The organism is Streptomyces sp. NPDC032126, assembly GCF_055580085.1.
The window spans coordinates 1-18518 of sequence record NZ_JBVIMA010000011.1 but is presented as its reverse complement, the minus strand read 5'-3'; the positions used below and the strand labels follow the sequence as shown (position 1 = coordinate 18518).

Here is an 18518-nt window from a genome sequence, read left to right as displayed (position 1 = left end):
GGCGGCACGGGGAGAGTGGCATGGACATGCGGACCTGTCTATGAAGTGGACATGTCGATTGGATGACGGGAAGCGGCAAACTGAGCAAAAGGGGAAGGCCGGGTACGGCGCGCGTACGGTGGAGGTGGGGCTGCCTTACAGGAGGGACGAGGCCATGCCCGAGCACACGGTCGGAACGCGGGAACAGTTCGACGCCGCCCGCCAGGAACTGCTCGCGGAGGAGAAGCAGCTCACCCGCCGCGGCGACGAGCTCGCCCGCAAGCGGCGGGAGCTGCCCTGGGTGCCGGTCGACAAGGAGTACCGCTTCGAGACCGAGAGCGGGACCCAGCAGCTCGCGGACCTCTTCGACGGCCGTTCCCAGCTGCTCGTCTACCACTTCATGTTCGGCCCGCCCTACGAGGCGGGATGCCCGGTCTGCTCCTCCATCGCCGACACCCTCGACCCCAACGCGGTGCACCTCAAGGCCCGTGACGTGACGCTGATCTGCTCCTCGCGGGCGCCCCTCGACCGACTCCTCGACTACCGGCGGCGGATGGGCTGGGGCTTCGACTGGGTCTCCAGCGGCGGCAGCGACTTCCACCGCGACCTGGGCTTCGTGTACACGCCGGACGAGCTCGCGCCGTTCCTGGAGGGCGACATCCCGCCGACGGTGCGTCAGATGGCGCAGGCGTGCGGCACGGACGTGCCGAGCTATGTCACCGAGGGCCCCGGCCTGAGCGCCTACGCGCTCGCCGAGGGCACCGTCTTCCGCACCTACGTCACCACCGCGCGCGGCCTCGAACCGGCCATGGCGTACTACGGCCTCCTGGACCGCGCCCCCCTGGGCCGCCAGGAGGAGGGCGAGGAGACCCACTGGCTGCGACGGCACGACGAGTACTAGAAAGCGGGCGGGCAGTACGAGGCGCTGGAAGCGGTGACGGAAGCCGCCGAGTGACCCAAGCGCCCAGGTAACGAATCCACAACCGACCCGACTCGTACAACCATTCGGGCCGCCTCACGCGTCAACCGGGGCATGACGCCCCGGACTTCACGACGCACCAGAGCCCTCGCCGTAGGTATCGGCACCTTGACCGCCTGCATAACCGGCGTGGCCGCGGCCGCCCCGGCCTCCGCCACCGCCCCCGCCGTCAGCTGCACGTCGTCCAGCGCGGCGCTGGCGACCAAGCTGCGCACCGACATCACCTCGGCGCTCGCGGGGCGCGCGGGCACCGTCGCGGTCGGCCTCTACGACCGTACGACGAACACGACCTGCACCCTGCGCGCCACCACGGCGTACGACTCGGCCAGCGTCGTCAAGGTCACCGTCCTCGCCACCCTGCTGTGGGACGCGAGGAAGCACAACCGGTATCTGACCAGCACCGAGACCTCGCTCGCCACCGCCATGATCACCAAGTCGGACAACGCGGCGACCAGCAGGCTGTGGAGCCAGCTGGGTCTGACGAAGATCAGGGGCTTCCTCACCGCGGCCGGCATGACCCAGACGAAGCCCGGCGCCAACGGCTACTGGGGCCTGACCCAGATCACGGTCACCGACGAGCAGAAGCTGCTCAAGCTCATCACCGCGCACAACGCCGTCCTCAGCGACAACTCCCGCGCGTACATCCTGAAGTTGATGGGCCAGGTCATCTCCTCGCAGCGCTGGGGCACCCCGTACGGCGCGGGCTCCGGCGTCGCCGTGCACGTCAAGAACGGCTGGCTCCAGCGCGCCACCTACGGCTGGCGGGTCCACAGCGTCGGCACGTTCACGGGCGGCGGCCACGACTACACGATCACGGTCCTCACCCAGGGCAACAGCACCATGGACTACGGCATCGCGACGATCCAGGGCGTGGCCAGGGTCATCCACCGCGACCTCGCCGCCTCCTGACCTCGGGGAGGCCTCACCCCGAGTGACGGGTTCGCATCCGACCGGGTCCCGATCATTGCGGAGGGATGAAATCCGCTTCTGTTCGTGTTGGTGCCTTCCGGAAGATCAGATCTGACGGAGGGCACCGGCGTGAGCGAGCAACGGGGATGGGCACGACGGCTGGCGGGCTACGCCTGGCGCTACCCCAAGGACGTCGTCCTCGCCCTCGGCTCCTCCCTCCTCGGCATGGCCGTCATGGCCCTCGTCCCGCTGGTCACCAAGGTGATCATCGACGATGTGGTCGGCGACCACAGCCGGGACATGGCCCCCTGGGCGGCCGCCCTGATCGGCGCGGCCCTCCTCGTCTACGTCCTCACCTACATCCGCCGCTACTACGGCGGCCGCCTCGCCCTCGACGTGCAGCACGACCTGCGCACCGAGATGTTCACGACGATCACCCGGCTGGACGGCCGCCGTCAGGACGAGCTGTCCACCGGCCAGGTCGTCGGCCGCGCCACCAGCGACCTCCAGCTGATCCAGGGCCTGCTCTTCATGCTGCCGATGACCATCGGCAACGTCGCGCTGTTCGTGATCTCCCTGGTCGTGATGGCCTGGCTGTCGATCCCGCTGACCCTGGTCGCGCTGGCCGTCGCGCCCGCCCTGTGGTGGATCGCCAAGCGCAGCCGCTCCAAGCTGCACCCCGCCACCTGGTACGCGCAGGCCCAGGCCGCCGCCGTGGCCGGCGTGGTCGACGGCGCCGTCAGCGGCGTCCGCGTGGTGAAGGGCTTCGGGCAGGAGGACCAGGAGACGGGCAAGCTGCGGGAGGTCGGCCGCCGCCTCTTCGCCGGCCGTCTGCGCACGATCCGCCTGAACGCGAAGTTCACCCCCGCCCTCCAGGCCGTCCCCGCCCTCGGCCAGGTCGCCATGCTGGCCCTCGGCGGCTGGCTGGCGGTACGCGGACACATCACCCTCGGCACGTTCGTCGCCTTCTCCACGTATCTCGCCCAGCTGGTCGGCCCGGTCCGCATGCTGGCGATGGTCCTCACCGTCGCCCAGCAGGCCCGCGCCGGCACCGAACGCGTCCTGGAGCTGATCGACACCGAGCCGACCATGAAGGACGGCACGGTGGAACTCCCCGCGGACGCGCCCGCGACCGTCGAGTTCGACGACGTCTCCTTCGGCTACGACCCCGACCACCCGGTCCTCGACGGCCTCAGCTTCGAGATCCGCCCCGGCGAGACCCTCGCCGTCGTCGGCTCCTCGGGCTCCGGCAAGTCCACGGTCTCCCTGCTCCTGCCCCGCTTCTACGACGTGACGCACGGCGCGGTCCTGGTCGGCGGCCGGGACGTCCGCGAGCTCACCCTGGACTCGCTGCGCGCCGCGATCGGCCTGGTCCCCGAGGACTCCTTCCTCTTCTCCGACACCGTCCGCAACAACATCGCCTACGGCCGTCCGGACGCCACCGACGAGCAGATCGAGCAGGCCGCCCGCACCGCCCAGGCGGACCGTTTCATCGCCGAGCTGCCCGAGGGCTACGCCACCAAGGTCGGCGAGCACGGACTCACCCTCTCCGGCGGCCAGCGCCAGCGCATCGCGCTCGCCCGCGCGATCCTCGCCGACCCGCGCCTGCTCGTCCTCGACGACGCCACGTCCGCCGTGGACGCGCGCGTGGAGCACGAGATCCACGAGGCCCTCGCGCAGGTCATGGAGGGCCGCACCACCCTCCTCATCGCGCACCGCCGTTCCACACTCAACCTCGCCGACCGCATCGCCGTCCTGGACGCCGGCCGCCTCGCCGACCTCGGCACCCACGAGGAGCTCCAGGAACGCTCGGCCCTCTACCGCCGCCTGCTCACCGACCCCGACGAACTCGGCGGCGTCTCCCCGGGCCACGCGCAGCCGGTCGCGCAGGCCGAGGACACGTCCGTACGGGACGAGCTGGACGCCGAGTTCGACGCCGAGCGCGGCATCACGCCGAGGCTGTGGGCGGGGGCGCGGGAGCCCCGTGACACCGCCCTGAGCGGCACCCCCGCCACACCCGAGCTCCTCGCGCAGGTCGAGGCGCTGCCCCCGGCCACCGACACCCCGGACATCGACGAGGCGCGCGCGGTACGCCCGGAGGACCACTACGGGCTGCGCGCGCTGCTGCGCGGCTTCGGCGCCCCGCTGCTGGTCAGCCTCGGGCTGGTCGCGGTCGACGCGGGGATGGGGCTGCTCCTGCCGGTGCTGATCCGGCACGGCATCGACAAGGGCGTCAGCGCGGCGGCCCTCGGCGCGGTCTGGGCGGCCTCGCTGCTCGGACTGCTCGCCGTCCTCGCGCAGTGGGCGGCGCAGATCGGCGAGACCCGGATGACCGGGCGCACCGGGGAGCGGGTCCTCTACTCGCTGCGGCTGAAGATCTTCGCCCAGCTCCAGCGGCTCGGCCTCGACTACTACGAGCGGGAGCTGACCGGCCGGATCATGACGCGGATGACGACGGACGTCGACGCCCTCTCGACGTTCCTGCAGACCGGCCTGGTCACCGCGTTCGTCTCGGTCGTCACCTTCTTCGGCATCATGGTCGCCCTGCTGGTGATCGACCTCCAGCTGGCGCTCGTCGTCTTCACCACCCTGCCCCCGCTGATCGTCGCCACGTACTTCTTCCGCCGGGCCAGCGTGAAGGCGTACGAACTCGCCCGCGAGCGCGTGTCGACGGTCAACGCGGACCTCCAGGAGTCGGTGTCCGGGCTGCGGATCGTACAGGCGTTCCGGCGCGAACGCGACGGCGGGGCGCGGTTCGCCGAGGCCAGCGACAGCTACCGCAGGGCCCGTATCCGGGGCCAGTGGCTGATCTCCCTCTACTTCCCCTTCGTCCAGCTGCTGTCGTCGGTGGCCGCCGCGGCCGTACTGATCGCGGGCGCGGGCCGCGTCGACGACGCCACCCTGACCACCGGCGCGCTGGTGGCGTACCTGCTCTACATCGACCTGTTCTTCGCCCCCGTGCAGCAGCTCTCCCAGGTCTTCGACGGCTATCAGCAGGCGACCGTCTCCCTCGGCCGCATCCAGGAGCTGCTCCAGGAACCGACGTCCACCAAGTCCGCCGACGAACCGCTCGAAGTCCTCTCGCTGCGCGGTGAGATCGCCTTCGAGGACGTGCACTTCGCGTACGGCGCCGAGGAGGAGGCGCTGACCGGCATCGACCTGCGCGTCCCCGCCGGTCAGACCGTCGCGTTCGTCGGCGAGACCGGCGCGGGCAAGTCGACCCTCGTCAAGCTGGTGGCCCGCTTCTACGACCCGACCGCGGGGCGGGTCACCGTCGACGGCACCGACCTGCGCGCCCTGGACCTCACCTCCTACCGCCACCGCCTGGGCGTCGTCCCGCAGGAGGCGTACCTGTTCGCGGGCACGGTCCGCGACGCCATCGCCTACGGCCGCCCGGACGCCACCGACGCCGAGGTGGAGGCGGCGGCCCGCGCGGTCGGCGCGCACGAGATGATCGCCACCCTGGAGGGTGGCTACCTCCACGAGGTCGCCGAGCGCGGCCGCAACCTGTCGGCCGGCCAGCGCCAGCTCATCGCCCTGGCCCGCGCGGAGCTCGTCGACCCCGACATCCTGCTCCTCGACGAGGCGACGGCGGCCCTCGACCTGGCGACGGAGGCCCAGGTCAACCAGGCCACGGACCGTCTCGCCGGCCGCCGTACCACCCTGGTCGTCGCCCACCGCCTCACCACGGCGGCCCGCGCCGACCGCGTCGTGGTCATGGACCACGGCCGCGTCGTGGAGGACGGCACCCACGACGAACTCCTCGCCCTCGGCGGCCGCTACGCCGAACTGTGGCGGACGTTCATCGGGGAGCCGGTGGCGGCCGAGCTGAGCTGACCCGAGCCGACCGTCACGGGTAGCGCAACCATTCGACCCGCCTCGTGCGTCCGTACACCAGTACGGGAACTGTCGCGGACGGAGGGGCTGGCGTGAGCGTTGGTGCGATACGGCGGCGGCTCGGGCTCGGGCTCGCCGTACTGACCGTGTCCGGGCTGCTGGAACTCGCCGTCCCGGGCAGTGCCCAGGCGGCGGTGCCGGACCGTGCCCCCGCGGCGACCGCGCCCTGCGCCGGCCGCCAGGTGCGGACGCTGACCTTCCCCACCGGGTCGGTGTACGTCTTCAAGGGCAACGGCACCGTCTGCGCCATCACCGTCACCAAGCGGCCCGGCGTGGTCCGGCGGATGACGGTCAGCGTGCAGGCGCGCGGCAGCCGTCCCGTGGTGCGCGATGTGCGCTCCATCCTGCGCGCCGGCCCGGTCACCGTGCACGCGGGACACCGGTGCGTATGGGTGAGGGGCTCGGTGGGGACGGGCTCGGTCAGTTCCGGCTGGATTCTGTGCTGATGTCCCGTACAGCACCTCGCACGTCCTGAAAGGCACCCCGCACGAGGTCTCAACCTCCCCTGGTGTGAACAGAGTTGCTCCGATAGCTTCCGGCGCACATCTGTCTACAGGGAGGGTGCACGCGCATGCGCAAGGCGCTCAGATGGCTGCTGGCGCTCACCGTGCTCATAGGCACGCTGAGCACGGCGGGTGCGGCCACAGCCGCCGAGCCGGAGCCGACGGACATCAAGGACCGGCTTCTCGCGATCCCGGGCATGAGCCTGATCCAGGAGAAGCCGTACCCCGGCTACCGCTACTTCGTCCTGAACTACACCCAGCCGGTCGACCACCGGAACCCGTCGGCGGGCACGTTCCAGCAGCGGATCACCGTGCTGCACAAGGACGTCAGCCGCCCGACGGTCTTCTACACCAGCGGCTACAACGTCTCCACCAGCCCCAGCCGCCGCGAGCCGACCCAGATCGTCGACGGCAACCAGGTCTCCCTGGAGTACCGCTTCTTCACCCCCTCCCGCCCCGCCCCCGCCGACTGGTCCAAGCTGGACATCTGGCAGGCCGCGAGCGACCAGCACCGCGTCTTCGAGGCCCTCAAGCCCGTCTACTCCAAGAATTGGCTGGCCACGGGCGGTTCGAAGGGCGGCATGACCGCCACGTACTACGAGCGTTTCTACCCGCGTGACATGGACGGCGTCGTCGCCTACGTCGCGCCCAACGACGTGGTGAACAAGGAGGACTCGGCCTACGACCGCTTCTTCGCCGGGGTCGGCACGAAGGAGTGCCGCGACCGTCTGAACGCGGTGCAGCGCGAGGCGCTGGTGCGCCGCGAGCCGCTGGAGAAGAAGTACGCGGCCTACGCGGCGGAGAACGGCTACACGTTCACCACCATCGGCAGCCTGGACCGCGCCTACGAGGCGGTCGTCCTCGACTACGTGTGGGGCTTCTGGCAGTACAGCCTGCTGTCCGACTGCGACACGATCCCGGCGAACGCGGCGACCGCGACCGACGACGAGATCTGGAACTCGGTCGACACGATCTCCGGCTTCAGCGCCTACGCCGACCAGGGCCTGGAGACGTACACCCCGTACTACTACCAGGCGGGCACCCAACTCGGCGCCCCCACCATCCACTTCCCGCACATCGAGAAGCAGTACATCCGCTACGGCTACCAGCCGCCGCGCAACTTCGTCCCGCGTGACATCCCGATGACCTTCCAGCCCTGGGCCATGCGGGACGTCGACACCTGGGTCCGCCAGAACGCCCGCCACATGCTCTTCGTCTACGGCCAGAACGACCCGTGGGGCGCGGAGCGCTTCCGCGTCGACAAGGGCGCGAAGGACGCGTACGTCTTCACGGCCCCCGGCCTGAACCACGGGGCGAACGTGGCGGGCCTGGTGGCCGACGAGAAGTCCCTGGCCACGTCCCGCATCCTGGCCTGGGCAGGCGTCTCCCCGACCGCCGTCACCGCGGCCAGGCCCCTGGCGAAGTTCGACGCCAGGCTGGACGTACGCGACGTGGAAAGGGAACCCGCGCTGCGGCCGTAGCGCCCACGCGGGCTCAGACCCGGCGGGCGCAGCCCACCGGGTTCGGGGGGCTCAGGTGGACGTAGAGGGCCGTGGACGCCGGGCACTGGTGTCGGGTGGGCGCGGCCTTCGTCACCTGGTACTGGGGGCGGTGGGGGCCGGAGCCGTCGCACGCCGTCTCGCGTACCCGGCCTTCGGTCAGGCCGTACACGCAGTCGCCGACGATCGTGCGCGGGCCGCCTCCGGCGCCCGGGTCGCCGGGGTGCGGGGGCTGGAGGTTGCGCATGCAGGCGTAGGCCCGGGGGAGCGTGCCGTCGCCGTCCTCGTCGGAGGACGACGCCTGCTCGCTGATGTACAGGACGAAGTCCGTGACCGGCGGGCAGAGGGGGCCGTCGGCCGGTCTGCCGGTGTGGCGGGCGAGGACCCGCGCCGCCGCCCGTTCGCCGTCGCACGGCACCTCGGTGTAGTTGTCCGTCCCGAAGGAGCTGCACTCGCCGACCCCGAGGAACACCGCGCCGAACCCGGGGGCTGACGGGGCCGGCGTCCGGGGGCCGGCGGGTCCGGTCACCGTGTCCGACGCGGACGACTGACACGCCGTGAGCAGCGGCAGCGCGAGCAGGGCGGCGCCGAGCACCCGCAAGGAACGTCCCATCGCCGTGCCCCCCATGCCCGCGCGTGACCCCCGCACCAGCGTGACGCCCACGGGTGCGGGCGCGCCACCGGAATGGGGGGTTTTGCGCGGCTTGCGGGACATGGCTCCCGTACGGGGGTGAGTTCTAGTACGACAGCCCGTGCCCGATCGGGTACAGCACCCGCGTCGGATCGTCCGCCCGCTGCACCGGCACCGGCAGCTTTCCGCGCGGCGCCACCTTGCCCGCGATCACCCGCGCGGCGGCGCGCAGTTCGACGTCGGTCCAGGAGTAGGCCGCCACATACGCCTTGACGGTGGGCAGTTGGGCCACGTCGTAGGGGTTGCGCAGGGACACGGCGACCACCGGGCGTCCCGTGGCGACCAGTTGGCGGACCAGGCTCTGCTGGGCGCTGCCGGCGGCGACGTTGTACGTGCCCACGACCACCGCGTCCGCCGCACCCGCCGCCTCCACCGCGCGGGCGATGGTCGTGGCGGAGGGGGCCGTGCCGGTGGACAGAGCGGTCGCCGTGAAACCGAGTTCGGTGAGGGCGCTCGCCAGGACGGTGGTGGGCGGGCCGGTGGTGCCGGACGGGGAGGCCGGGTCGGCGCCCACGACCAGCAGCCGGGGCCGGGTGCGCGGGGACAGCGGCAGCACCGGCCCCTCGTTGACCAGCAGGGTCGTGGTGCGTTCGGCGATCAGGTCGGCCTCGGTGCGGTGGGCCGTACCGCCGACCGTCCGCATCGCGCCCGCCCGGCCGTACACGTCGTCGAGCAGCCCGAGGCGTTCCTTGAGCCGCAGGACGCGCAGGACGGACTCCTCGACGCGCGCCTCGGTGAGCTCGCCGTTCTGCACGGCGGTGCGGACCGCGTTCCACGCCAGGTCCAGGTCGGGCGGGTTGAGGAGCTGGTCGACGCCGGCCTTGAGCGCGAGCACGGGCACCCGCTCGTCGCCGTACTTGGTGCGCACCCCCGCCATGTCGAGGGCGTCGGTGACCACCACCCCGTCGTAGCCGAGGCGTTCGCGCAACAGGCCGGTGACGATCGGGTGGGACAGGGTGGCCGGGTCGCCGGAGTCGTCGAGGGCGGGGACCAGGATGTGCGCGGTCATGATCGCGCCGACGCCGGCCGCGATCGCCGCCCGGAAGGGCACCGCGTCGAGCGTCTCCCACACCTCACGGCTGTGGGTGATGACGGGGAAGCCGTAGTGGCTGTCGACGGCGGTGTCGCCGTGCCCCGGGAAGTGCTTGGCGGTGGCGGCCACACCGGCGGACTGGTACCCCTCGACCTCGGCGGCGACCAGCTCCGCGACGGCGTTCGGGTCGGCGCCGAAGGAGCGTACGCCGATGACCGGGTTGGCCGGGTTGACGTTCACGTCGGCCACGGGTGAGTAGTTCTGCCGTACGCCCATCGCGCGCAGTTCGCGGCCCGCGACGCGCCCGAGGGTGCGGGCGTCGGCGCGCGAGCCCCCGGCGCCGACCGCCATCGCGCCCGGGAAGAGGGTGGCGGGCTTGCCGATCCGGCAGACGATGCCGTGCTCCTGGTCGGTGGAGATCAGCACCGGCAGCCCGCGCGGCTGGGCCAGGGAGGCGCGCTGGATGCCGTGGGACAGGGCGGCGATCTGCCTCGGGTCGCGGGTGTTGTGCGCCCAGGTGAAGTAGATGATCCCGCCGAGGTGGTACTTGGCGATCAGCTCGGCGGCCGTACGGACGCCCAGCTCCTTGAGGTTGGCGTCGATGTCGGCCTGGTCGGGGGCGGTCGCCGAGTGGCCGAAGACCCGCGAGACGAAGAGCTGGCCGACCTTCTCGTCGAGCGTCATACCGGAGATCAGGGCGGTCAGCCGGCTGTCGTCGGCGCGGGCGGAACCGCTGAGGGCGAGGGCGGCGGTGAGGCCGGCGCCGGCGGCGAGGACGGTGCGTCTGGAGGGCACGTGCGCTCCTTCCGGAGGTGATCCACTGAAGGAAACTTCCGTCGCGACACCAGTATCCGGAAAGTTTCTGCCGGTCAAGGTAGCGCGCAGGGGGCGGTATTCCGCGCAGCGGGGGGCGGGCGTACGGGTCGGGGTGCTCCCGGCCCCACGGAGAGGGGGCCGTCATCGGCGCAGGGAGGGGGCGCGCCGATGACGGATGTCGCCGGTGCGCGGTGCGGCGGAGAGGGTGGTCGGCGATCGCCGCCAGAAGCGAGGGCCGACACCGCACCGCGCGGACTCGTCCGGCGTTTTCGGGAGTTGGACGAGCGAGCCACGAACCGGGTTCCGGGCTTCGCGAGGATTCCCCGAAGTCGGTACGGGGGTGGCGTGCGGGGCCGATGAGCGGGCGCGCGGGGCGCCGGCGGGGCGGTCGCTGCCGGTGTGTCGGTGGTGTGCGGGGCCGATGAGCAGGCGGGCGGGGCGCCGGCGGGGTCGTCACTGACGGTGTGTCACGCGCGGCCAGTGGTCCCGCAGCGCGCGGACCGTCTCCACGATCGCCGGACGCCGTGCCGCGCCCGCGCGGGGGGCGTCGGCGGCGTCGTCACTGACGGTGTGTCACGCGCGGCCAGTGGTCTCGCAGCGCGCGGACCGTCTCCACGATCGCCGGACGCCGTGCCGCGCCCGCGCGCCACAGCGCGTACAGGCGCCGTACCGGCATCGGGTCCAGCGGGACCTCCACCACCCCCGCCGGAAGCGGCCCCCGCCCCAGGCGGGGGATCAGGGCCACGCCCAGTCCCGCCGCGACCAGGGCCACCAGGGTCGGGTTCTCGTCGGCCTGGTGGACGAGGTCCGGTTCGTGGCCGGCCGCGCGCAGGGTGCGGACCAGCCAGTCGTGGCAGACCCGGCCGGGCGGCTGGCAGATCCACCGCTCGCCGCCCAGCTCCGCGCGCCGCACCGCCGTACGCCCCGCGAAGGGGTGCCCCTCGGGGACCAGCAGATCGCACAGGTCGTCCCCGATCACCGCCTGCTCCACGCCCGCCGGGGCCGGCAGCGGCGCGATGTCCCAGTCGTGGGCGACGGCCACGTCGACCGCCCCCTTGGCGACCAGGTCGACGGAGAGATGCGGGTCGATCTCGGTGAGCCGGGCGTCCAGGGCGGGGTGCCGCAGCGCCAGGTCGGCGAGGACCGGCGGCAGCAGTCCGCGCGCCGCCGAGGCGAACGCGGCCACCGTCAGCCGTCCGGCGGGCAGCCCGCGCCGCTCCTCCAGACCGGTCTCGGCCCGCTCCACGATGGCCAGCAACTCCTGCGCGGTGGCGACGAGTTGCAGCGCCTCGTCGGTCAGCCGCACCCCCCTGCCCTCCCGCTCCAGCAGGACCGTCCTCGTCTCCCGCTCCAGCTTGGCGATCTGCTGGGAGACGGCGGACGGGGTGTAGCCGAGCGCGGCGGCGGCCCGGCCGACCGTGCCGTGGACGGAGACCGCGTGCAGGGCGCGCAGGCGCTGGAGATCCAGCATCGCCCCTCCCGTCGTTAGCGTTGCTTCATCCAACCATGCAGCAATCTTCGCTGGTGCTGAACAGTCCACCGCCGCGATCCTCGACGCATGCGACCCGCACATCTCCTGCTCGCCGTCCTCGTCGCCGCCGTCTGGGGCGTCAACTTCACCGTCGTCGAGGTCGGCCTCGGCCACTTCCCGCCCCTGCTCTTCTCCGCCCTGCGCTTCCTGGTGGCGGCCCTGCCCGCAGTGTTCTTCGTGGGCCGTCCGAAGGTGGCGTGGAAGTGGATCGTGGCCGTGGGCCTCGTGCTCGGGGTCGCCAAGTTCGGGCTGCTCTTCGTCGGCATGGACGCGGGGATGCCCGCCGGACTGTCCTCACTCGTCCTGCAGATCCAGTCGGTGTTCACGGCGCTCATCGCCTTCGCGGTGCTCGGCGAGCGGCCCTCGGCGACGGGCGTGGCGGGCATGGCGGTGGCGCTGGCCGGCATCGGCGTCGCGGCCTACGACGAGGGTGCCTCGGGCCCGCTCGGCGCCTTCGCGCTGGTGATCGCCGCGGCGGCCTGCTGGGGCGCCGCCAACGTCCTCACCCGCCGGGCGGCCCCGCCGGACGCCCTCAACTTCATGGTGTGGGTCAGCACGATCCCCGTCCTGCCGCTGCTCGGCCTGTCCCTCGTGTTGGAGGGGCCCAGCCGGGACTACGACGCCCTGCGCGCCCTGGACCCGCGGGGCGCCGGCACGGTCCTCTACGTCGCCTGGGTCACGACGGTCCTCGGCTTCGGCGTCTGGGGCCGGCTGCTGCGCCGCTACCCGGCCTCCACCGTCGCCCCCTTCTCCCTCCTGGTCCCCGTGTTCGGCATGTCGTCGGCGGCCCTGTTCCTCGGCGAGCGGGTCGACGGCCTGCGCTGGTGCGCGGCGGCCCTGCTGGTCGGCGGCGTGGCGCTGACCTCGGTGACGCGCAGGCGACGGGAAGGGGTCCATCCCGTGGACGAGCGGGCGCCCGAACCCGTGCTCGGCCGATCATGAGGGCATGCCCGTAGTCGACATTCCCGGTTCCAAGTCCATCACCGCCCGCGCCCTGTTCCTCGCGGCGGCGGCCGACGGTGTCACCACCCTCGTACGGCCCCTGCGTTCGGACGACACGGAGGGCTTCGCCGAGGGACTCGGCCGGCTCGGGTACCGCGTCGGCCGTACGCCGGACTCCTGGCAGATCGACGGCCGGCCGGCCGGTCCCGCGGTGACCGAGGCGGACGTGTACTGCCGGGACGGCGCGACCACCGCCCGCTTCCTGCCCGCGCTCGCCGCCGCCGGCCACGGCACCTTCCGCTTCGACGCCTCGCCGCAGATGCGCCGCCGCCCCCTGCTGCCGCTCACCCGCGCCCTGCGCGACCTGGGCGTCGACCTGCGGCACGAGGAGCGCGAGGGGCACCATCCGCTGACGGTCCGGGCGGCGGGCGTCGAGGGCGGCGAGGTCACCCTGGACGCCGGCCAGTCCTCGCAGTACCTCACCGCACTCCTGCTGCTCGGCCCGCTGACCCGCACCGGCCTGCGGATCCGCGTCACCGACCTCGTCTCGGCGCCGTACGTGGAGATCACGACCGCGATGATGCGGGCCTTCGGCGTGGAGGTGGAGCGGGACGGAGAGGTCTTCGTCGTCCCGCCGGGCGGCTACCGCGCCACGACCTACGCCATCGAACCGGACGCCTCCACCGCGAGCTACGTCTTCGCGGCCGCCGCCGTCACCCCGGGCGCCCGTGTGACGGTCGAGGGCCTCGGGCGGGGCGCGCTCCAGGGCGACCTCGGCTTCGTGGACGTGCTGCGCCGGATGGGCGCGAAGGTGGACGTCGGCGCCGACCGCACCACCGTCGAGGGCACCGGCGAACTGCGCGGCGTCACCGTGAACATGCGCGACATCTCCGACACCATGCCGACCCTCGCCGCCATCGCCCCCTACGCGAGCGGCCCGGTGCGCATCGAGGACGTGGCGAACACCCGCGTGAAGGAGTGCGACCGCCTGGAGGCCTGCGCGGAGAACCTGCGGCGGCTGGGCGTCCCGGTGACCACCGGCCCGGACTGGATCGGCATCGAACCGGCGGCCCCCGCGTCCGGCACGGAGATCCGGACCCACGGCGATCACCGCATCGTCATGTCCTTCGCGGTGACCGGGCTGCGCGCGCCCGGTATTTCGTTCGACGACCCGGGCTGTGTCCGTAAGACTTTCCCGGGTTTCCACGAGGCGTTCGCGCGGTTGAGGAAGGACATCACGGGGTGAGTCACGGGCTGGAGGGTCCCCTTCTGGAGGGCGCGCTGGTGCGCCTGGAGCCGCTGGAGCGGCGGCACGCCGCCGATCTGGCGGTCGCGGCGGAGGAGGACCGGGGGACGTTCGACTTCACTTGGGTGCCCCGGGGCGAGGGCGTCGGCGCGTACATCGACACACAGCTCGGGCGCGCCGCGGCCGGACTGATCGCCCCCTACGCCCAGATCTCCCGCGCGACCGGACGGGCGGTCGGGACGACGGCGTACTGCGAGCCGCGCAGGTGGCGCGGCGACGACCGGCTGGACGCGGTCGAGATCGGCTACACCTGGCTGGCCGCCTCGGCGCAGGGCACGGGAGTGAACGCCGAGGCCAAGTACCTGCTCTTCCGCCACGCCTTCGAGGAGTGGGGAGTCGGCCGGGTCGACCTGAAGAGCGACGCCCGCAACGCCCGCTCCCGCGCCGCCATCCAGAGCGTCGGCGCCCGCTTCGAGGGCATCCTGCGCAACTACCACGCCTCCAAGGTGCCGGGGGAGGAAGGCCTGTTGCGCGACTCCGCGATCTTCTCGATCACCGCGACGGAGTGGCCGGAGTGCCGCGCCCGCCTGGAGGACCGGGTGTCCCGCGCGATAGAGCGGACGGCGCCGGCGGTGCGCTGACAGGGGGGTCGCCCGGCCGCCAGATCCACCAGGCCGGCTGATCACCCCGGCCGCCGGATCGCCCCGCCGACCGGTCACCCCGGCTGCCTGATCGCCCGGCCGACCGGTCGCCCTGGTTGCCTGATCGCCCGGCCGACCGGTCGCCCTGGTTGCCTGATCGCCCGGCCGACCGGTCGCCCTGGTTGCCTGATCGCCCCGCTGACCGGTCACCCGGCCGCCTAATCTCCTCGCCGCCTGATCACCCCGGCCGACCGATCACCTCGCCGACCGGTCACCCGGCCGCCAGGCCGCCCCGGTCACCGTACGTCCCTCCGTCCGTTCTCCCGGGCGGAGCCGCTGCGGCCGCCGCCGTCAGGCGTAGCTGGTTTCGGACTGCCGTCAGGACCGGATCCGTTTCCGAGCCCGTGCGGACGGCCGCGAAGAGGTTCCGGGACGGCGGTGTTCCCTCGGTCGTCAGCAGGGCGATGCGCCGGTGGGCGTACAGGGGCCGGACCAGGCGAGGTACGAGGGCCACGCCCCGCCCCGCCTCCACCAGCGCCGCCAGCGCGCTCCAGTCGTTCACCGCGTGCCGGATGTCCGGTGTGAACCCGGCGGCCGCGCTCACCGACCGCGCCACCGCCCCGCAGCAGCTGCGCGCGTCGCCCACGATCCAGGGCTCCGCGGCCAGCTCCCGCAGCGCGATCCGGCCGCGCCCCGCGAGCCGGTGCCCGGCCGGGACGGCCACATCGAGGATGTCCGCGCACAGGTCGACCCGCTGGTAGCGGCGGTCGGTGGACGGTGGGGCCGCCGCGAAGTCCACCGCCACGGCCACGTCGACCTGGCCCGCGTCGAGCGCCGTGAACAGATCCGGCGGCTCCGCCTCGACGACGTCGATCCGCACCCGCGGCAGCCGTTCGTCCAGCGCCCGCAGCGCGTCCGGCAGCAGGCCCAGGATCGCGCTGGAGAAACAGCCGATCGTCACCGTGCCGCGCCCGCCCTCCTCGTACGCCGCCAAGTCGGCGCGCGCCCGCTCCAGTTGGGCGGCGATCACGTCGGCGTGATCGAGCAGAACCCGCGCCTGACCGGTCAACCGGACGCCCCGGCCGTCGCGTTCGGTGAGCGGAACCCCCAACTCGCGGGCCAGAGCGGAGAGCTGCTGGGAGACGGCCGACGGGGTGAGGTGCAGCGCCTCGGCGGTACGGGCGAGGCTGCCCCGGCGCTGGAGCTCGCGCAGGACCGTGAGGCGCCGCAGATCGATGGTGAAGGCGGAGCTTAAGGGTTCCATCGTGAAAGATTAACTGGACCTGGTGAGTGCGGGCGGAAATCATCGACGCATGACGTCCTACCTGATCCTCCACGGCTGGCAGAACCACCGCCCCGAGGCCCACTGGCAGCACTGGCTCGCCGACCGTCTCGACGAACGGGGCCACCGGGTGACGTATCCGGGACTGCCGGACCCGGACGACCCGACGCTGGAGGTGTGGCTGACCGAACTCCGGCGTCACCTGGGGGAGTTCGGCGCCGACGGGGAGCGGGTCGTCGTCGCGCACAGCCTGTCCGTCGTCCTCTGGCTGCACGCGGTCGTACGGGAGCTGCCCGGTACGGCGGACGTCGACCGGGTCCTGCTGGTCGCTCCCCCCGCCGCCTCCTTCCTCGTACGGCAGCCCGAAGTCGCCCAGTTCGCCCTGGCCGTACCCGAGGGTCTGCGGTTGCCGGGGCGGACGTGGCTGGTCGCGGGGGACGACGACCCGTACTGCCCGGACGGCGTCCAGCGCGAGTACGGCGATCCGCTGGGCCTGACCGCCGAGGTGCTGCCGGGCGCCGGCCACCTGGACCTGGACGCGGGGTACGGGTCGTGGCCGGCGGTGCTGGAGTGGTGCGTGGAGGGGGAGGGGGCGGGACTCAGGCCGACTCGGTGAGCAGCCGGGTCAGGTGTTCCCGGCCCGCGTCCAGCAGTTCGGGGAGCGGCGCGGCGGCCTCGTACCACCGCTTCTCGTACTCCCAGCACAGCCAGCCGTCCCAGCCGTGCCGGGAGAGGACCTCGACGCACTCGGCGAGCGGCAGCACCCCGGCGCCGAGCGGCAGCGGGCTGGTGTCCTCGGTCGAGGCGATGTCCTTGACCTGTACATATCCCAGATACGGGGCGAGCGCGGCGTAGCTGTCCAGGGGCTGTTCGCCACCCAGCCAGGTGTGCATCACGTCCCACACCGCGCCCACCTGCCGGTGCCCGACCAGACCCAGGACGCGCGTCGCGGCGGCGCCGGTGCGGTGAGAGTCGTGGGTCTCCAGCAGGATCCGTACGCCGAGGTCGGCCGCGTACTCGGCGGCCGTGCCGAGGCGACGGGCGGCGATGGCGTCGGCCTCGGCGGGGGACCGGGTGTCGGCGCCGCCCGGGAAGACGCGGACGAAGGGCGCGCCGAGGTCGTGGGCGAGGTCGAGCAGGGCCCGGATCTCCTCCACGACGGGCTCGTCGGCGCCGGGCGCGGCCACGCGCGCGTACCCGGCGAGGCAGAGCACCTCCACACCGGCGGCCTTGAACTGGGCGGTGGCGTCGGCCCGTTCGGCCGGGCCGATACCGGGATGGACGGGCTCCTCGGGATGGGCGCGCAGTTCCACACCGTGATAGCCGTGCGCGGCCGCGAGCCGCAGCACCTCGGGAAGGGGCAGACCGGGGACACCGAGGGTGGAGAAGGCGAGCTTCATGGTGGGGACCCTACTCGGGGACGGGTACCGGCACCCGTCGGGATCTCACGGTGTCCCGACGGTGTCTCACTCCTCGGTCGGCGTACGCAGGTCCCGGCGCCAGTCCTGGCCGACGAGGTCCTTGCCGAAGGAGCGGTGGGCCTTCTCGGCGACGAGGACGAAACCGTGCCGCTGATAGATGCGGCGGGCGGCGGCCAGCACGTCGTTGGTCCACAGCACGAGGTCGCGGTAGCCGACCTCGCGCGCGAAGTCGACGACCGCCTCGACCAGCCGGTCCCCGATGCCGAGCCCGCGCGCGCCGGGCTCCACGAGGAGCAGCCGCAGCCGGGCGGTGCCGGGTGCGTCGTCCCGTACGCACATCACGCACCCCACCGGCCGCCCGTCCAGCTCGGCGATCCACACCCGCTCCAGATGCGGATCGTGATCCTCGGCGAAGTCGGCGACGATCCGGGCGACGAGGCCCTCGTAGTCGGCGTTCCACCCGTACTCGGCGGCGTACAGCGCGGCGTTGCGCTGCACGATCCAGCCGAGGTCACCGGGCCCGGGCTCGCGCAGCACGACGTCCTCGGGGCGCGGGGCGCGGCCGTCGCCGAGGATGCCCCGGATGGTGCGCATCGCCTCCGTGAGCCGGGGCCGGTCGGCGGGGGCGACGGTGCCGAGCAGCGCCTCGACGCTCTCCCGGGCCCGCTCGTCGAGCAGCTCGGCGGCGCTCCGGCCGCGCGGGGTGAGGACGATACGGCGCCGCCGCGGATCCGCCTCGGACGGCCCCCGCTCGACCAGTCCCGCCTGCTCGAACTTGCCGAGGATGCGGCTGAGATAGCCGGAGTCCAGGGAGAGCTGGGTGCGCAGGTCGGCGGCGTCGGTGCGGGGGGAGTGCGCGAGTTCGTACAGGACGCGGGACTCGGTGAGGGTGTAGGGGGCGTAGAGGTGGCGGCCGTAGTCGAGGGCGCCGATGAGGTTGGTGTAGAAGCGGTTGAAGGCGCGGATCTCCGGAACGGTCATGGCTCGCCCCCTGTATGACTGACTCAGTCAGAGAAACCGTCGGAACCGAGCGTACGCCCCGGCCCCCACCCCGCCTAGATGAATGAGTCCGATGTTCTCAGTGGTCGTAGGCGATGAGAGATCGTTTGATCTTGGCGCCGGTGGTCCAGTTGTGCCAGATGCCAGCGG

General features: G+C 72.7%; 15 protein-coding genes. 9 read left to right on the top strand and 6 right to left on the bottom strand.

What is annotated here, in order from left to right; genetic code table 11:
- Nucleotides 1-154 precede the first annotated feature (154 nt).
- From ACZ5NW_RS32690 to ACZ5NW_RS32670, 5 genes are all read left to right on the top strand, one after another.
- Nucleotides 155-880, top strand: a complete 726-nt coding sequence (locus ACZ5NW_RS32690) for a DUF899 domain-containing protein (RefSeq protein WP_468747626.1) — start codon at nt 155-157, stop codon at nt 878-880.
- A gap of 132 nt (nt 881-1012) precedes the next feature.
- Nucleotides 1013-1867, top strand: a complete 855-nt coding sequence (locus ACZ5NW_RS32685) for a serine hydrolase (RefSeq protein WP_468747625.1) — start codon at nt 1013-1015, stop codon at nt 1865-1867.
- Nucleotides 1868-1996: 129 nt separating this feature from the next.
- Entirely contained in the window at nt 1997-5704 is a 3708-nt protein-coding gene (locus ACZ5NW_RS32680) for an ABC transporter ATP-binding protein (RefSeq protein ID WP_468747624.1), read from the top strand.
- 92 nt (nt 5705-5796) lie between these two features.
- Entirely contained in the window at nt 5797-6210 is a 414-nt protein-coding gene (locus ACZ5NW_RS32675; RefSeq protein WP_468747623.1) for a hypothetical protein, read from the top strand.
- 125 nt (nt 6211-6335) lie between these two features.
- Nucleotides 6336-7748 (top strand): S28 family serine protease, encoded by a 1413-nt coding sequence (locus ACZ5NW_RS32670; protein WP_468747622.1) that lies wholly within the window; start codon nt 6336-6338, stop codon nt 7746-7748.
- Between the two features lie 13 nt (nt 7749-7761).
- Here the strand turns inward: ACZ5NW_RS32670 and ACZ5NW_RS32665 are convergent, their stop codons facing one another.
- The 3 genes from ACZ5NW_RS32665 to ACZ5NW_RS32655 form a co-directional block, all read right to left on the bottom strand.
- Nucleotides 7762-8379, bottom strand: coding sequence for a hypothetical protein (locus ACZ5NW_RS32665; RefSeq protein WP_468747621.1), 618 nt, complete (start codon nt 8377-8379; stop codon nt 7762-7764).
- Between the two features lie 124 nt (nt 8380-8503).
- Nucleotides 8504-10285 carry a glycoside hydrolase family 3 protein gene (locus ACZ5NW_RS32660; protein WP_468747620.1) on the bottom strand — a complete coding sequence of 594 codons (1782 nt, stop codon included), beginning with the start codon at nt 10283-10285 and terminating at the stop codon, nt 8504-8506.
- A gap of 580 nt (nt 10286-10865) precedes the next feature.
- On the bottom strand, nt 10866-11777 hold the full coding sequence (locus tag ACZ5NW_RS32655; protein ID WP_468747619.1) for a LysR family transcriptional regulator: 912 nt from the start codon (nt 11775-11777) through the stop codon (nt 10866-10868).
- 87 nt (nt 11778-11864) lie between these two features.
- Here ACZ5NW_RS32655 and ACZ5NW_RS32650 point away from each other — a divergent pair, with 87 nt between their 5' ends.
- Genes ACZ5NW_RS32650 through ACZ5NW_RS32640 form a run of 3 tightly spaced genes read left to right on the top strand, consistent with a single transcriptional unit; the run spans nt 11865 to nt 14666 of the window.
- Nucleotides 11865-12779, top strand: coding sequence for an EamA family transporter (locus ACZ5NW_RS32650; protein ID WP_468747618.1), 915 nt, complete (start codon nt 11865-11867; stop codon nt 12777-12779).
- A 4-nt stretch (nt 12780-12783) separates the two neighbouring features.
- On the top strand, nt 12784-14025 hold the full coding sequence (gene aroA, locus ACZ5NW_RS32645; RefSeq protein ID WP_468747617.1) for a 3-phosphoshikimate 1-carboxyvinyltransferase: 1242 nt from the start codon (nt 12784-12786) through the stop codon (nt 14023-14025).
- Nucleotides 14022-14666: a GNAT family N-acetyltransferase gene (locus tag ACZ5NW_RS32640; protein WP_468747616.1), complete on the top strand. Its 645-nt coding sequence runs from the start codon at nt 14022-14024 to the stop codon at nt 14664-14666. The genes aroA and ACZ5NW_RS32640 overlap by 4 nt, the downstream gene beginning before the upstream one ends.
- A 271-nt stretch (nt 14667-14937) precedes the next feature.
- On the opposite strand, the gene ACZ5NW_RS32635 is transcribed toward ACZ5NW_RS32640, so the two are convergent.
- Nucleotides 14938-15930 carry a LysR family transcriptional regulator gene (locus ACZ5NW_RS32635; RefSeq protein ID WP_468747615.1) on the bottom strand — a complete coding sequence of 331 codons (993 nt, stop codon included), beginning with the start codon at nt 15928-15930 and terminating at the stop codon, nt 14938-14940.
- 49 nt (nt 15931-15979) lie between these two features.
- On the opposite strand from ACZ5NW_RS32635, the gene ACZ5NW_RS32630 reads away from it, so the two are divergent.
- Complete coding sequence (locus ACZ5NW_RS32630; protein ID WP_468747614.1) at nt 15980-16564, top strand: RBBP9/YdeN family alpha/beta hydrolase; 585 nt, start codon at nt 15980-15982, stop codon at nt 16562-16564.
- Here the strand turns inward: ACZ5NW_RS32630 and ACZ5NW_RS32625 are convergent.
- Nucleotides 16548-17348: a sugar phosphate isomerase/epimerase family protein gene (locus ACZ5NW_RS32625; RefSeq protein ID WP_468747613.1), complete on the bottom strand. Its 801-nt coding sequence runs from the start codon at nt 17346-17348 to the stop codon at nt 16548-16550. The genes ACZ5NW_RS32630 and ACZ5NW_RS32625 overlap by 17 nt on opposite strands.
- 66 nt (nt 17349-17414) lie before the next feature.
- Nucleotides 17415-18350: a bifunctional helix-turn-helix transcriptional regulator/GNAT family N-acetyltransferase gene (locus ACZ5NW_RS32620; RefSeq protein WP_468747612.1), complete on the bottom strand. Its 936-nt coding sequence runs from the start codon at nt 18348-18350 to the stop codon at nt 17415-17417.
- Nucleotides 18351-18518: the final 168 nt, after the last annotated feature.

Bases quoted from the DNA above. Each gene is read 5' to 3' on its own strand.
- ACZ5NW_RS32650 (WP_468747618.1), top strand. From the start codon at position 11,865: ATGCGACCCGCACATCTCCTGCTCGCCGTCCTCGTCGCCGCCGTCTGG.
- ACZ5NW_RS32685 (WP_468747625.1), top strand. From the start codon at position 1,013: ATGACGCCCCGGACTTCACGACGCACCAGAGCCCTCGCCGTAGGTATC.
- ACZ5NW_RS32625 (WP_468747613.1), bottom strand. From the start codon at position 17,348: ATGAAGCTCGCCTTCTCCACCCTCGGTGTCCCCGGTCTGCCCCTTCCC.
- ACZ5NW_RS32655 (WP_468747619.1), bottom strand. From the start codon at position 11,777: ATGCTGGATCTCCAGCGCCTGCGCGCCCTGCACGCGGTCTCCGTCCAC.
- ACZ5NW_RS32630 (WP_468747614.1), top strand. From the start codon at position 15,980: ATGACGTCCTACCTGATCCTCCACGGCTGGCAGAACCACCGCCCCGAG.
- ACZ5NW_RS32670 (WP_468747622.1), top strand. From the start codon at position 6,336: ATGCGCAAGGCGCTCAGATGGCTGCTGGCGCTCACCGTGCTCATAGGC.
- ACZ5NW_RS32620 (WP_468747612.1), bottom strand. From the start codon at position 18,350: ATGACCGTTCCGGAGATCCGCGCCTTCAACCGCTTCTACACCAACCTC.
- ACZ5NW_RS32635 (WP_468747615.1), bottom strand. From the start codon at position 15,930: ATGGAACCCTTAAGCTCCGCCTTCACCATCGATCTGCGGCGCCTCACG.
- ACZ5NW_RS32665 (WP_468747621.1), bottom strand. From the start codon at position 8,379: ATGGGACGTTCCTTGCGGGTGCTCGGCGCCGCCCTGCTCGCGCTGCCG.
- ACZ5NW_RS32690 (WP_468747626.1), top strand. From the start codon at position 155: ATGCCCGAGCACACGGTCGGAACGCGGGAACAGTTCGACGCCGCCCGC.
- aroA (WP_468747617.1), top strand. From the start codon at position 12,784: ATGCCCGTAGTCGACATTCCCGGTTCCAAGTCCATCACCGCCCGCGCC.